Source organism: Nocardia fodinahabitans (genome assembly GCF_052983615.1).
Genome location: NZ_JBRJJC010000001.1, coordinates 6,714,900 through 6,729,028 on the forward strand (window position 1 = coordinate 6,714,900; position 14,129 = coordinate 6,729,028).

The 14,129-nt window shown below is 69.8% G+C and carries 13 protein-coding genes; 7 read left to right on the forward strand and 6 right to left on the reverse strand.

Going from position 1 to position 14,129, the window contains the following annotated elements:
- Positions 1–3 precede the first annotated feature (3 nt).
- Complete coding sequence (locus NV348_RS31720; RefSeq protein WP_447150164.1) at positions 4–552, reverse strand: TetR/AcrR family transcriptional regulator; 549 nt, start codon at positions 550–552, stop codon at positions 4–6.
- A 122-nt stretch (positions 553–674) separates the two neighbouring features.
- Here NV348_RS31720 and NV348_RS31725 point away from each other — a divergent pair, with 122 nt between their 5' ends.
- The 6 genes from NV348_RS31725 to NV348_RS31750 all read left to right on the forward strand — a co-directional run bounded on the left by NV348_RS31725 (position 675) and on the right by NV348_RS31750 (position 4,178).
- Positions 675–1,916: a cytochrome P450 gene (locus NV348_RS31725; RefSeq protein ID WP_447150165.1), complete on the forward strand. Its 1,242-nt coding sequence runs from the start codon at positions 675–677 to the stop codon at positions 1,914–1,916.
- A gap of 73 nt (positions 1,917–1,989) precedes the next feature.
- Positions 1,990–2,154: an SGNH/GDSL hydrolase family protein gene (locus NV348_RS31730; protein WP_447150166.1), complete on the forward strand. Its 165-nt coding sequence runs from the start codon at positions 1,990–1,992 to the stop codon at positions 2,152–2,154.
- A 27-nt stretch (positions 2,155–2,181) separates the two neighbouring features.
- Positions 2,182–2,994 (forward strand): N-acetylmuramoyl-L-alanine amidase, encoded by an 813-nt coding sequence (locus tag NV348_RS31735; RefSeq protein ID WP_447150167.1) that lies wholly within the window; start codon positions 2,182–2,184, stop codon positions 2,992–2,994.
- 423 nt (positions 2,995–3,417) lie between these two features.
- A complete protein-coding gene (locus NV348_RS31740) occupies positions 3,418–3,540 on the forward strand; it encodes a hypothetical protein (RefSeq protein ID WP_447151235.1) in 123 nt (40 codons plus the stop codon).
- 11 nt (positions 3,541–3,551) lie between these two features.
- On the forward strand, positions 3,552–3,665 hold the full coding sequence (locus NV348_RS31745; protein ID WP_447151201.1) for a carbohydrate-binding protein: 114 nt from the start codon (positions 3,552–3,554) through the stop codon (positions 3,663–3,665).
- Between the two features lie 120 nt (positions 3,666–3,785).
- Positions 3,786–4,178: a hypothetical protein gene (locus NV348_RS31750; protein WP_447150168.1), complete on the forward strand. Its 393-nt coding sequence runs from the start codon at positions 3,786–3,788 to the stop codon at positions 4,176–4,178.
- A 54-nt stretch (positions 4,179–4,232) separates the two neighbouring features.
- Here the strand turns inward: NV348_RS31750 and NV348_RS31755 are convergent, their stop codons facing one another.
- Positions 4,233–6,815, reverse strand: coding sequence for an ATP-dependent Clp protease ATP-binding subunit (locus tag NV348_RS31755; protein ID WP_447150169.1), 2,583 nt, complete (start codon positions 6,813–6,815; stop codon positions 4,233–4,235).
- A 312-nt stretch (positions 6,816–7,127) separates the two neighbouring features.
- Between NV348_RS31755 and NV348_RS31760 the strand changes: the two genes are divergently transcribed.
- Positions 7,128–9,194 (forward strand): AMP-binding protein, encoded by a 2,067-nt coding sequence (locus NV348_RS31760; RefSeq protein ID WP_447150170.1) that lies wholly within the window; start codon positions 7,128–7,130, stop codon positions 9,192–9,194.
- Here the strand turns inward: NV348_RS31760 and NV348_RS31765 are convergent.
- The 4 genes from NV348_RS31765 to pruA form a co-directional block, all read right to left on the reverse strand.
- Entirely contained in the window at positions 9,177–9,788 is a 612-nt protein-coding gene (locus tag NV348_RS31765) for a TetR/AcrR family transcriptional regulator (RefSeq protein ID WP_447150171.1), read from the reverse strand. The genes NV348_RS31760 and NV348_RS31765 overlap by 18 nt on opposite strands.
- 34 nt (positions 9,789–9,822) lie before the next feature.
- On the reverse strand, positions 9,823–11,250 hold the full coding sequence (locus NV348_RS31770; RefSeq protein WP_447150172.1) for an amino acid permease: 1,428 nt from the start codon (positions 11,248–11,250) through the stop codon (positions 9,823–9,825).
- A gap of 151 nt (positions 11,251–11,401) precedes the next feature.
- Positions 11,402–12,364: a proline dehydrogenase family protein gene (locus tag NV348_RS31775; RefSeq protein WP_447150173.1), complete on the reverse strand. Its 963-nt coding sequence runs from the start codon at positions 12,362–12,364 to the stop codon at positions 11,402–11,404.
- Entirely contained in the window at positions 12,364–14,016 is a 1,653-nt protein-coding gene (pruA, locus tag NV348_RS31780; protein WP_447150174.1) for an L-glutamate gamma-semialdehyde dehydrogenase, read from the reverse strand. The genes NV348_RS31775 and pruA overlap by 1 nt, the downstream gene beginning before the upstream one ends.
- Positions 14,017–14,129 lie beyond the last annotated feature (113 nt).

The window sequence follows — 14,129 nt, forward strand, 5'->3', positions numbered from 1 at the left end:
CGCTCAGCGCGGGCGCAGGGCCGGGCCGACGAAGCGTTCGACCAGCTGACGTTCGGCCGCGGCGTCGGGCAGCGGCCAGGTGAGCAGCGAGAGCACGACCCGCACGATCCAGCCCGCCGCCGCGTCGTCGGGGGCGATGCGGGTGAGCGCGGTCGCGATCCGGCCCAGTTCCGGTGCGTCGGCCAGGAATTCGTCGGTATCGGGGGAGCGGTGCCGGACCAGCCACTGCCGAAGCACGGGATCGGCGCGGATCGCCGCGACGGCGGCCAGGATCGCCTCGACCGGGCGTCGTCGAGCCGGTACCTGATCGACCGCCGCCTCGACACGGGCGGCGACGGTGCCCGCCGCTCGCACCATGACCGCGCGGACCAGGCGCGGCTTCCCGCCGACGTGGCGATACATCGTGGCGCGGGAGCACCCCGCCGCGGCGGCGATGTCGTCGGCGGTGACCTCGTCGATGCCGCGTTCGAGGAACAGGGTGAGCGCGGCCCGTTCGATCCGGTCGATCGCGACGGCGCGGCGGTCGCCGCCCGCCAGCCAGTCGGTGGTCATCCGGCCTCCTTCGCTGTCTCGAGACGAGACGGCTTCATTGTCTCAGCATGAGACGGTTCTTGACCACTTCATCACCTCGGGGGACCGTGAGCGCCGACATCCTGATCAGAAAGGCGACGACGATGACCACGGACCTCGGGGCGATCGATCTCTTCGACGCGGCAGTGCTCGACAACCCCTATCCCCTCTATGACGCGCTGCGTGCGCACGCACCGGTCCATCGGGTGCCCGGCACCGACTTCTACCTCGTCGCGTCGTGGTCCGCCGTCACCGAGGCGACCGCGCGGACACAGGACTTCTCCTCCCATCTGACGGCCGTGCTGGTCGCCCAGCCGGGCGCGGTGCCGGTCACCTTCGACCTCGACGCCACCGGCGAGGCCGTGCACGTGCTCGCGACCGCCGACGGCGCGGTGCATTCCGCGCACCGCGGCATCGTCGGCCCGGCCCTGGCCAAGCGCGTCCGGACCCTGGGCCCCGTGGTCACCGAGCTGACCGAACAGCTGTGGGCCGAGGAACTCGACGGCGACCGGATCGACTGGGCCACCGGCATCGCCGACCGGCTGCCGCTGGCGCTGATCGCCGAACTCGTCGGATTCCCCCGCGCCGATGTGCCGCAACTGCTGTCGTGGGCCTACGACTCCACCGAGATGCTGGGCGGCGTCGTCGCCGACGGCCGGATGACCGACCTGGTCACCTCGGCCGCCGAACTGGCTCACTACGCCTACCGGGCAGTGCACGCCGCGACGGCGCGGGTCGCTGATCAGGATGCGCCGGAGGCGCTGATCGATGTGCTCGCCGCGGCCGTGGCGGCGGGCCGGATCGACGAACAGCAAGCGGTGCTGATCGTGGTCCAGCTGATCGGTGCGGGCGGCGAGTCGACCGCGGGGCTGATCGCCTCGGCGGCGCGGCTGCTGGCCACCGACCTCGACCTGCAACACACGGTGCGGGAGCGTCCCGAGCTGGTGCCCGCCTTCCTGGACGAGGCGCTGCGGGTCGAGTCACCCTTCCGTGGTCACCACCGGCACGTCGTCGCCGATACCGAGCTGGCCGGGGTCCCGCTGCCCGCGGGTAGTCACCTGCTGTTGCTGTGGGGCGCGGCCGATCGCGATCCGGCCGTGTTCGGCGCACCGGACGTCGTCGACCTGGCCCGACCGCGCGGCCGGGCGCACGCGGCCTTCGGCGCGGGCGCGCACTTCTGCATCGGGTCGGCGCTGGCCCGGCTCGAGGCGACCGCCGCGATCACCCTGCTGCTCGAGCGCACCGAACAATTCACCCTCCTCGAGGAAGCGCCGCCGCGCTGGGTGCGGAGCCTGTTCGTCCGGCGGCACGCGAGCCTGCCGATGCGCGTCGTGCTCCGGGGCTGATCGGACGGTGCGTGATCGTGATGCCCGCCGCCGGCAGCCGCGCCGCGGTTGTGGCCGGACGACGATCGACGTGGTGACCTCCCACGTCGCTGTCTATGTCGACCTGTGGTCCGCGCTCGCCGACGAAACCGGCAGCCTGCGACCGGAATTCACCCGTGACCGCCTCCATCTGAACGGCGCGGGGTACACCGCGTGGGTCGACGTACCCCGACCACATATCGCCGCCCTGCCGCGTTGACTCGGACGCGTATGGCAGCGTGACGGTGTGCGCACCACACTGCTGCTGCTCCCGGCCACCGTGCTGCTCGCCGGGTGCGCCACCACCCCGGGGTCGACTCCCGCGCCGACGGCGGTCGAGTCCGTGACGAAACCCGTCCCCACCCAGGCGATCCCGTCCGCGTCACCGGTGTCGTCGGTGGTGCCGCCGGTGGCCGGCCGCACGGTCGTGCTCGATCCCGGGCACAACGGCGGCAATGCCGCGAACCTCGGGCAGATCACCGCGCAGGTGCCCGACGGCCGGGGCGGGGCCAAGGCCTGCAACACCACCGGCACCGCCGCGGCGAGCGGATACACCGAGCACGAGTTCACCTGGGACGTCACCCAGCGGGTGCGCGACGCGCTCAGCGCGCGGGGCGTGCGGGTGATCCTGACCCGCGACGACGACACCGGCGTCGGACCCTGCGTCGACCGGCGGGCCGCGATCGGGAACGACGCGGCGGCCGACGCGGTGGTCTCCATCCACGCCGACGGCAATACCGGCGCGGACGCGCACGGCTTCCACATCGCCTATTCCGACCCGCCGCTGAATCCGGTCCAGGCCGAGGCCGGCGTGCGGCTGGCGACGGCCTTGCGGGATGCGATGGTGCACGGCGGCGCGGTGCCCTCGACCTATGTCGGCTCGGCCGGGCTCGACCCGCGGGCCGATCTGGCCGGGCTCAATCTCGCGCAGCGCCCGTCCGCGCTGGTCGAATGCGGCAACATGCGCTCCGACATCGATGCCGCACTCATCGAGACGCCGGCCGGCCGGGCCCGTTACGCCGAGCTCATCACCGCCGGGATCCTGGCCTTCCTCGGCTGAGCGATACCGCCCGCCGGACGAATTTCGAGGAAGTCGCGCAACGTTCGCCAGGCCGGTCGCCCGGCGGTGTCCGTGGCTATCGGTAAGTGTCCTTGTTGTCAACCGGATGACATTTCGGCAACTTCCGGCAAACTCCTCGAAAGCCCGGAGCAGGGCTGATAACCGAATGATTGCCAGATATGCGAACCGATCGGTTCGAATCCGGAATTATTCGCTGTATTCGCATCGAGTGTGCCGTGCTGTCGAATGCCTGCGAGTAGCCCCATTTTTCGCTATTCCGATGCTTGACGAGTGATCTTCGTCGCCCTACTGTCCCAGTCACAGTTCGATATCGGAGTGTTCGTGACATCGCTCGACATGATTCCCCCGGACGGCACGCCGGCCCCTGCCGTCCTCCGTGTGCGTTTCCGAGGAGTATTGATAGTGCGAAGCCGAATTCTGTCGGTCGCCGGAGCCATGGTCCTGGCCGCTCGCCACCTGTCGGCCCCCACCGCGAACGCCGATGCCCACGGCTGGGTCACCGGTCCGGCCAGCAGGCAGGAATAACCACCTTCGCGATCGGTGACAAGGTCACCTACCAGGGCGTCACCTACAGCTGCCGGCAGGCGCACACCGTGCACGACCCGAATTGGACGCCGCCGAACGCGCCCGCCCTCTGGTCACGGGTGTAGCGGCTCCGGGCCGGGAAACGTTTCGTGTGTTCTCCCACCATCGGTCGTGCGATGGGGTGAGGATTGACTCGACTCGCCGGCCTCGCGTTCGGCCGGCCCCGCAGCACAAGGACGTGAGATATGAGTGACAGGAAATTCGCCTTCGCCATCGCGGCCACCGGGACGGCGTTGCTGGCCATGACGGTGGGCTCTCCGTCGGCCTCCGCGGTGGTCTCGCAATTGACGGTCGATCCCGGACTCAGCTTCGGGATGGCAACCAATTATGGCACCGGGTGCACCCATCACCTGGTGGCCCGGCTCAGCGTCGGCCTCGAACCTGTCTCCTTCTACGACAACGGCACCCTGCTGGCCGTGGTCGTCCCGCTCGACGGCACGGCCAGCATCGACTGGATTCCGTCGAGCAGCGGTCCGCACAGTCTGGCGGCCCTGCAGGGCGGGGTCGGCCGCGGCGCCGACGTGCACGTCGGCAAGGGCTACCGCTTCGGTGAATCCTGCGTGGTCACCGGCGGCTGACCCGCGACAACGACGATGGCCCGGTCCGCGCGGACCGGGCCATCGTCGTTTCCGCTACTTCTTCGACGAGGTGAGCTTCTTGTCCTCGCCCTTCTTCGCCGACTTCTTGGCCGGCTTCTTCGCCTGCGGCTTCGGCCCGGACCCGTTGGTACCGGCGGTGTTCGCCGGGGCCTGGGCGGTGACGACCAGATCATCGTCGGCGGTGTCGACCCGCACCGTGGCGCCGGGGTCGAGCCCACCGTCGAGCAGCAGGCGCGAGATCCGGTTGTCGAGTTCCTTCTGCACCGTGCGGCGCAACGGCCGGGCGCCGAACTCGGGCTGGAAACCCCGCTCGCCGAGCCAGTCCACCGCCGAATCGCTGATCTCGAGCCCGATGTCCTGGGCGGCCAGCATGCGCCGGGTCTTGTCCAGAATCAGGTTCACGATCCGTTCCAGCTGCGATTTGTCGAGCCGGTGGAACACGATCTGTTCGTCGATGCGGTTGAGGAACTCGGGCCGGAAGTGCTGGCGCAGGCGCTCTTCCAGCTCGGGAACGATCGAATCCAGGTCGCCCTCGGGCGCCTTCAGAATCAGATCGGAGCCGATGTTGGAGGTCATGATCACGATGGTGTTCTTGAAATCGACGGTGCGGCCCTTGGAATCGGTGACCCGGCCGTCGTCGAGCAGCTGCAGCAGCACATTGAACACATCGGGGTGCGCCTTCTCGACCTCGTCGAACAGGATCACCGAGTACGGCTGCCTGCGCACCTTGTCGGTGAGCTGGGCGGCGTCGTCGTAGCCGACGTATCCGGGCGGCGCGCCGACGAGCCGGGAGACCGTGTGCTTCTCCTGGAACTCGCTCATGTCGAAGCGGATCAGCCGGTCCTCGTCCCCGAAGACGGCCTCCGCCAGTGCCTTCGCCAGTTCGGTCTTGCCGACACCGGTCGGGCCGAGGAACAGGAACGAGCCGATCGGCCGGTTCGGATCCTTGAGCCCGGCCCTGGCCCGGCGCACCGCCTCGGCCACCGCGACGATTGCCTCGTCCTGCCCGATGACCCGCTTGTGCAGCACCTCCTCGAGCTGGAGCAGGCGCTGCTTCTCCTCGGCGGTCAGGTCGGCGACGGGGATGCCGGTCTGCCGCGAGATCACCTCGGCGATGTCGACGACCGCGACCTCGGGTTCGCCGGAGCGCACCCCGGATTCCTCGAGCTCCTCCTCCTTGGCCGCGATATCGGCCTTGATGGCGTTGGCCTTCTCGTAGTCCTCGTCGTCGACCGCGGCGTCCTTCTCCCGGTACAGCCGCGCGATCTCCTCGTCTCTGGCCTTGACCTCCGGGTCGGGGGTGCCCGAGCGCAGCCGGACCCGCGCGCCGGCCTGGTCGATCAGGTCGATCGCCTTGTCGGGCATGAACCGGTCGGTGATGTAGCGATCCGAGAGCTGGGCCGCCGCGACCAGCGATTCGTCGGAGTAGCGCACCTGGTGGTGCTCCTCGTAGACGTCGGCCAGGCCACGCAGGATCTCGATGGTGTCCTCGACGGAGGGTTCCGACACCAGCACCGGCTGGAACCGGCGCTCGAGCGCGGCGTCCTTCTCGATGTACCTGCGGTACTCGTCGATGGTGGTCGCGCCGACGACGTGCAGTTCACCGCGGGCGAGCGCGGGCTTGAGCAGATTGCCCGCGTCCATCGAGCCCTCGCCGCCGCTACCGGCGCCGACGATGGTGTGCAGCTCGTCGATGAAGACGATCAGTTTGTCCTTGTGCGCGCGGACCTCGTCGAGGATCTTGGTCAACCGCTCCTCGAATTCACCGCGATACTTGCTGCCCGCCACCAAGGTGCCGACATCGAGCGCGATGACGCGGCGGTCGGCGAGGGTCGACGGCACGTCGTTGTTGACGATCCGCTGCGCCAGACCCTCCACGATGGCGGTCTTGCCGACACCGGGATCACCGATCAGCACCGGGTTGTTCTTGCGCCGCCGCGACAGGATCTCGATCGTCTGCTCGATCTCCTCGGCCCGCCCGACTACCGGGTCGACGAGGCCTTCGCGGGCCTCCGCGGTGAGATCGCGGCCGTACTCGTCCAGCGTCGGGGTGTCGGTCTGCGGCCGGCGCTTGGTGGGCGCGCCCGTGGTGGCCGGGCCGGCGGAGTTGCCGCTCTGGGTGGCGGCGATGCCCGCCATCAGCGCCTGCGCCGCCATCGAATCGGGGATCGAGGCGATGCCGAGCAGGATGTGCTCGGGGCCGATGTAGCTGCTGCCGTTCTGGGCGGCCTGGCGCTGGGCGGCGCGCAGCGCCGTCTTGGTGCCGGGGCTGAGCGTGATGTCGGCGAGGTCGTTCTCGCTGGGCGAACCGGTGTCGAGAAAGTCCTGCATCTGCTCGGCAACCTGGTCGGGGTCGAGGCTGAGCTCGGCGACGATGCTGCGGCCCGGCTCGGATTCGGTGGCGGCGTAGAGCAGATGCTCGGGGGTGATCTCCGGATTTCCCCATTCCTGCGCCGCCTCGCGCGCCGAACCGATGAGCAACTTGGCATTGTCGGTCATCAGTCTGCCCAGGTCGATGCGCTGTACGGGGGGTTTGGCCGACATCCCGGGGCCGAAGAATCGCTGGAAGATGTCGTCGAACGAGTTCATCGAACTACCTGGCCAGCTGGCTGTCATGTCCACACCTCTTCGCTCGTCGTGCCGCTCGCGCGGCGACTCCTGCAGATCGGGTCGGTACTGCTGGCAATACTTCGGCATCCCCGGGTGGGGTGCAAGCGATTGGACAGTTTCACATCTGCGTTGTCGCGGGGTGTGGCGCGCAAACCAAAGTCCGGCCGAAGCGGTCCGGAACTACCGGTTTTGTCTGATTCTGGATCGAGGAGCGGCACGGGCGGGTAGCGTGACGACCCGCGCGGCGGTATCGACCGCGGCGCTCATATTTGCCCGCCGACCGACTGGTCGAACAGGCCGACGGGAAGAGCACGGAGTTTGGTCACCGACGTCATCGATGTCACCGCGGATTTCACGATCGCGCGTCAATCACTGTGGGACGTCCTGCTGGACCCACAGAGCTACCCGCGGATGTTCACCGGCATCGGCAGCTGCGAACGGGTCGAGCGACCCGATGGTTCGGTGGTCTGGCAGGTGCGGGTGGGCTCGGCCACCGCGGGGATCGAGACCCATGAGTTCGTGCTCGAGATCGGGCGCTGGTACGAGAGTTTCGAACTGCGCAGCCCCGCGCTGGGCAGCTTCGCTTCGATCCGGCTGCGCGGTGACGAGCAGCGCACCCGGCTCGACATCACCCTGTTCGCCGCGGACCGGGTGCACCCGATGCTCGGCGCGCGCAGCAACGCCACGGTCACCGACTGGGTGAAGGCGGGGCTGCGCCGGACCGCCGACATCATCGCGGGCACCAGATCCTCGATCGTGATCAACGCCGAGCGCTCGGTGCTGCGCCGCAACACCGGGGTGGTGCGCAGCATCGCGGCCACCGGGCTGATGCGCCCGGAACCCCTCTCGATCGTGAAACAGCTGCGCTCCCTGGCGAAGTGGGGCTTCAACCTGGCCGGCGGCTACGCCGCGGGCGCGGCGCACACGCCGACGCGGCTCGCGCTGATCGACCCGCACGGCACGCGCACCTTCGCCGAGGTCGACGCCAGGTCCACCGCACTGGCCGGGGCGATGTACAGCCTCGGCCTGCGCGCCGGCGACGCCATCGGCCTGCTCTCGCGCAATCACGCGGGCATGGTCGAAACCATGGTCGCGGCGGGCAAACTCGGCGTCGACGTGGCCCTGCTCAACGCCGGGCTGTCGGGGCGGCGGATCGAGGAGATCGTGCAGCGGCACCGGCTGAGCGCGGTCTACGTCGACGGGCCGCTGGAGACCCTGATCCGCTACCTGCACAGCGATGTGCCCCGGTTCACCACCGACGACCAGCCGCCGGATCCGGAACGCACGACCATCGACGGCTTGATCGGCTTGGGGCAGAACGACTTTCCCGTGCCCGCCCATCCCGGCAGGCTGATCGTGCTCACGTCGGGCACCAGCGGCTCGCCCAAGGGCGCGCGCCGCCCGCACCCCAAGGGCTTCGGCACCATCGCGGCGCTGCTGTCGCGGATTCCGATGCGGGTCGAGGAGGTCGTCCTCATTCCGGCGCCGCTGTTCCACACCTGGGGCCTGGCTGGCCTGCAGCTCAGCACGGCGCTGCGCGCGACCGTGGTGCTCACCGACGGTTTCGACGCGCTCGCCTGCCTGCGCGCGATCGTCGAGCACCGGATCACCACGCTGATCGTTGTCCCGACCATGGTCGAGCGGCTGCTCGACGTGCCCGACGAGATCCGCGCGAGCTTCGATCTGTCCAGTCTGCGCCACGTCGTGAGCTGTGGCGCGCCCCTGGCCGGGGCCACCGTGCTGCGCTTCCTCGACACCTTCGGCGACGTGCTCTACAACGTGTACGGCTCGACCGAGGTGTCCTGGGCCAGCGTCGCCACCCCCGCCGACCTGCGGGTCTCACCGACCACCGCGGGCCGACCGCCGCTGGGCACCCGGGTGGCCGTACTCGGTCCCGACCTGCGCCCGGTGCCGGTCGGAGCGACCGGGCACATCTTCGTCGCCAACCACATGCTCTTCGACGGCTACGTCAACTCCGCGCCGCCGGAGGAGGCCGACGGCATGCTCGACACCGGCGACCTCGGCTATCTCGACGCCGCGGGCCGGTTGTTCGTCGCGGGCCGCGACGACGAGATGATCATCTCCGGCGGCGAGAACGTCTTCCCGCGGCCGGTCGAGGAGGCGCTGGCCCATCTGCCGCAGGTTACCGAGGTCGCCGTGGTCGGCGTGCCCGATCGGGAATTCGGGCAGCGGCTGGCCGCGTTCGTGGTGAAACGCGAAGGTGCGGGCCTGGATTCGGACATGGTCCGCACCTATATCCGCAACCGGCTCAGCCGCTTCTCGGTGCCGCGTGATGTCACGTTCCTGTCCGCGCTGCCGCGCGGGGAGACCGGCAAGATCCTCAAACGGGTGTTGGTACGCCCGGAGTCAGCCCTGAGCGAGTAGCCGCCGTACCGCCCGCTCGATCGCCGCCGCGGCCTGCTCCCGCGACCGCCCGCGCCGGTCCCGGAGATGGTGGTGGGCGGGCCAGGCCAGCGCACCGTCGATCAGGTCGAGCAGTTCGTCGTCACCGGCCAGCTCGGGGGCGAACAGGGCGGCGAGCGTGTCGCGGATGCGTTCGTCGGTGCGCCGCATCCGCGCGTCGATCGCGGCGACCGAGCGGGATTCCTGCAGCCCGGGCAGGCGCGGTGAGCGCTGCAGATCGAAGATCGCCGCGCTCTGCCGGACCGCCAGCGCGATCCGATCGTCGAGCGGCAGCGTGGGATCAGGGGTGATCAGACACGCCTCCACCGTCGCTGACTGACGCTCGACCGCGGCGACGAGCAGGGCCTCGCGATCGGCGAAGTGCACGAAGATGCTGCGCTCGGAGGTGCCTGCCCTGGTGGCGATCGCGCGGGTGGTCGGCGCGAAATCGCCGTCGGTGAGCGCGGCGAGCAGTCCGTCGATGATGGCCTCGCGGGTCTTCTCCGGATCGCGGCGCCGTCGCGGCGGGCGCGCCGCGCGCTCGCCCGCCGCCTCGACCTCGTGCCCTGAACTCATCGGCCCATCACAGCACAGACCGCCCGGGCCCGGGCTACGCGCTCGGCGGCACCGCCGTCCGGTTCATCACCGAATGCGTGCGCGAGTAGCCGAAGTAGACGACCAGACCCACCAGCAGCCACACCAGGAACCGGACCCACGTCTCCCACGGCAGCGAGTAGATCAGGTACGCCGAGAACCCGATGCCGACCAGCGGGATCACCGGCATGAACGGCAGCCGGAACGAGCGCGGCGCATCGGGTCTGGTGCGCCGCAACACGATCACCGCGACACACACCACGATGAAGGCCATCAGGATGCCGATGTTGGTGAGCTCGGCGACAGTGTTGATCGGCAGCACGCCGGCCAGGATCGCCGCGCCGATGCCGACGATCCAGGTGACCCTGGTCGGGACCTTGCGGGTCGGGTGGGTCTTGGCGAACCACGCGGGCAGCAGGCCGTCGCGGCTCATCGCGAACCACACCCGGGTGACGCCGAGCATGAACGTCAGCACCACGGTCACGATGCCGACGATCGCGCCCACGGCGATGATGTTGGCGACGCCCGGCATCCCGACCGCCTCGAACGCGGTGGAGAAACCGCTGGTCGGGCTGATCTCGGTGTACTTCTGCATACCCGTGAGCACCAGCGTCGCCAGCACGTAGAGCACCATGGCGATGCCGAGGGAATAGATGATCGCCTTGGGCAGGTGCTTGCGCCCGTCCACCGATTCCTCGGCCGCGGTACTCATCGCGTCGTAGCCGAACACCGCGAAGAACACCGTCGCCGCGCCGGTCCACACCGCGCCCGCGCCGAACGGGAAGTACGGGTCGTAGTTCGCGCTGTCGATGTGGAACACGCCGAGCACCACGATGAGCACGACCAGCGCGACCTTGATCCCGACCGCGACCGTCTCGAACCGGCCGACGCTGTCGATCCCCCGCGAAAGCACCCATGCGGTGCCCAGACAGAACAGCACGGCGAACAGGTCGACCACGCGTCCGTCGCCGGTGTCGGGCGCGCCCAGCATCCACTCGGGCAGGGTCAGGCCGATCTGGTCGAGCAGGAACCCGAAATAGCCGGACACACCGATCGCGACCACCGCCGCCACCGCGATGTACTCGAGCAGCAGATCCCAGCCGATGAACCAGCCCGCCAGCTCACCGAGCGAGACGTAGCCGTAGGTGTAGGCCGAGCCGGCCTTGGGCACCATGCCCGCGAACTCGGCATAGCACAGCGCTGCCGCCGCGCTGGCCACACCGGCGATCAGGAACGAGATCAGCACCGCCGGACCGGTGACCGAGTGGGCGACCGAACCGGCCAGCGTGAAGATGCCCGCGCCGATGATCCCGCCGACGCCGATCGCGGTCAGCTGCCACAGGCCGAGCGATTTGGCGAGCCGCTCGTCGCTCGGGATCTCGTCCTCGACTTCGACGAGAGGTTTGCGGCGCAGCATCTGGGCGCGCAACTCTGCGAAAGACATTCGCGTTCCTTCCGTCGGCGCACACCGCCGCGTCGCGATGTACGAGCCGACCTCCTGCCGGGAGGCTCAGCTGAGTACACCGCCACGCCGGGGCCGCAGGCGCCGAGAGTGAATATTGTTCAGCGGTGGTGCCCGAATCGAGAGCCGGTCCTCACCCGCGCCCGCCGACCAGCGCGCGCAGGAAGAACCCCAGGTTGGCGGGCCGTTCGGCCAGCCTGCGCATGAAGTATCCGTACCACTGGTCACCGTAGGGGACATAGACGCGAACGTGGTTGCCCGCGGCGGCGAGTCGCTGCTGTTCGTCGGCGCGGATGCCGAACAGCATCTGGTACTCGTACTCCTCGGTCTTGCGCTGCGCCGACTGCACCGCCACCCCGGCGGCGGCGAGCACCGCAGGGTCGTGCGAGGCGATCATCGGGTACCCCGCGCCCGCGGTCAGGATCGCCAGGCAGCGCAGGTAGGAGGCATCGACCTCGGCGCGGTCGCGGAAGGCCACCGACTCGGGTTCGTCGTAGGCGCCCTTGCACAACCGGATGCGCGAGCCGGGGCCCGCCAGCGCGCGGCAGTCGTCCTCGGTGCGGCGCAGGTAGGCCTGCACGACCGTGCCCAGCCACGGGTAGTCGGCGCGCAGCTCGCGCACGATCTCGAGGGTCGAGTCGGTGGTGGTGTGGTCCTCGGCGTCGACGGTGACCCACAGGCCCGCGGCCTCGGCGGCGGCACAGATCTGGTGGAGGTGCTCGCGGGCGATCGCGTGGCCGTCGCGGGGCAGGGCCTGGCCGAGTGCCGACAGCTTCACCGAGACCTCCAGCGGCCGAACGGCGCCCGCCGCGACCTCGGCCTGGGGGAGCCGGCCGAGCGCGGCGATGAGGGCGCGGTACTGCGCGACTGTCGCTTCCGCGCTCGCCAGGTCGGTGGTGTCCTCGCCGAGATAGTCGATGCTGACGAAACGGCCGGAGCGGAGCAGGGTTTCGGCCGCGCGCACCGCCTGGGCGGTGGTGGTGCCCGCGACGAAGCGGGCCACCACGTCCCGGCTGACCGGCAGCCGGGTGATGGTACGTTCCAGGCGCGCCGAGCGGGCGGCGGCGAGCAGGGTCGAGCGCAGTACGGCGGACATCAGCGGGCCTCCGTCTCGGGTGCCTGATGGGGATAGCGGTGCTCGGTCGGCGGGGTGAAGGTCTCCTTGATGGTGCGGGCCGAGGTCCAGCGCAGCAGGTTCTGCGCCGAGCCCGCCTTGTCGTTGGTGCCCGAGGCGCGCCCGCCGCCGAACGGCTGCTGGCCGACGACCGCACCCGACGGTTTGTCGTTGATGTAGAAATTGCCCGCCGCGAAGGTGAGCCGGTCGGTGGCCGCGGCGATCGCGGCGCGGTCCTCGGCGATGATCGAGCCGGTCAGCCCGTAGGCGCTGCCGCCGTCGACGAGGTCCATGGCCGCGGTGAAACCGGCGGGGGTGCGGTCGTCGTAGACGTGCACGGCCAGGATCGGGCCGAAGTATTCGGTGTGGAAGATCTCGTCGGCGGGATCGTCACCGACGACGACGGTCGGTTCGACGAACCAGCCGACACTGTCGTCGCTGTGGCCACCGGCCACCACGGTCAGCCCCGGTGTCGCCTTGGCCCGCTCCAGCGCGGCGGTATTGCGGTCGAAGGCGCGTCGATCGATCAGGGCGCCACCGAAATTCGTGAAGTCGGCGACGTCGCCGTAGCGCAGCGCCGCCGTCCGTTCGATCAGGTCCTCCGACATCGCCGCCCACACCGAGCGCGGGACGTACGCGCGCGAGGCGGCCGAGCATTTCTGCCCCTGGTAGTCGAACGCGCCACGCAGCAGCGCCGTGGTGAGCACCGCGGGGTCGGCCGAGGGGTGGGCCAGCACGAAGTCCTTGCCGCCGGTCTCACCGACCAGGCGCGGGTAGGTGCGATACCGGTCGATCCGTTGCGCCACCTCGCGCCACAGGTGCTGGAAGGTGGCCGTCGAACCGGTGAAGTGCACGCCCGCCAGGCGCGGATCGGCGAGCACGACCTCGGAGATGGCCGGTCCCGCACCGTGGACGAGGTTGATCACCCCGGCCGGCAGTCCCGCCGCCTCGAGCAGGCGCAGGGTCAGGTAGGCGGCGACGGCCTGGGTGCGGGCCGGCTTCCACACCACGGTGTTGCCCATGAGCGCGGGCGCGGTCGGCAGGTTGCCCGCGATGGCGGTGAAGTTGAACGGCGTGACCGCGTAGACGAAACCCTCCAGCGACCGGTACTGCATCCGGTTCCACACCCCGGGCGCCGAGATCGGCTGTTCGGCCAGGATCTGGCGGGCGAAGGAGACGTTGAAACGCCAGAAGTCGACCAGCTCGCACGGCGCGTCGATCTCGGCCTGATAGGCGGATTTGGACTGGCCGAGCATCGTCGCGGCCGAGATCGTCTCGCGCCACGGACCGGCCAGCAGGTCCGCGGCGCGCAGGAAGATCGCTGCCCGGTCGTCGAACGGCATCGCCTGCCAGGCCGGTGCCGCCGCAGTGGCCGCCGCGACCGCGGCGGCGGCTTCGGCGGTGGTCGCGTCGTGCAGGGTGCCGAGCACGGCGGCGTGCCGGTGCGGCTGGACGACCTCGAAGCTCGGGCCGTCACCGCGCAGGTGGCGGCCGCCGATCACGTGCTGGATCTCGGTGGGCGTCGCGGACAGTTCGGCGAGTGCGGTGCGCAGCCGGGCGCGCTCCGGAGTACCCGGGGCGAAGGTGCCGACCGGTTCGTTGACCGGTGGCGGAGTGGTCGCGATGGCGTCCATGAAGGCGGCTCCTGCGTCGAGTGGTGGCGGGATGTGACGTAGTCAACACCCGCGGGGAGGCGGCATAATCGGCTGATCGGACGAAGAAGCGGATCATTGTTCATCCGATCGGA

Bases quoted from the DNA above. Each gene is read 5' to 3' on its own strand.
- NV348_RS31720 (WP_447150164.1), bottom strand. From the start codon at position 552: ATGACCACCGACTGGCTGGCGGGCGGCGACCGCCGCGCCGTCGCGATC.
- NV348_RS31725 (WP_447150165.1), top strand. From the start codon at position 675: ATGACCACGGACCTCGGGGCGATCGATCTCTTCGACGCGGCAGTGCTC.
- NV348_RS31750 (WP_447150168.1), top strand. From the start codon at position 3,786: ATGAGTGACAGGAAATTCGCCTTCGCCATCGCGGCCACCGGGACGGCG.
- NV348_RS31755 (WP_447150169.1), bottom strand. From the start codon at position 6,815: ATGACAGCCAGCTGGCCAGGTAGTTCGATGAACTCGTTCGACGACATC.
- NV348_RS31765 (WP_447150171.1), bottom strand. From the start codon at position 9,788: ATGAGTTCAGGGCACGAGGTCGAGGCGGCGGGCGAGCGCGCGGCGCGC.
- NV348_RS31770 (WP_447150172.1), bottom strand. From the start codon at position 11,250: ATGTCTTTCGCAGAGTTGCGCGCCCAGATGCTGCGCCGCAAACCTCTC.
- NV348_RS31775 (WP_447150173.1), bottom strand. From the start codon at position 12,364: ATGTCCGCCGTACTGCGCTCGACCCTGCTCGCCGCCGCCCGCTCGGCG.
- pruA (WP_447150174.1), bottom strand. From the start codon at position 14,016: ATGGACGCCATCGCGACCACTCCGCCACCGGTCAACGAACCGGTCGGC.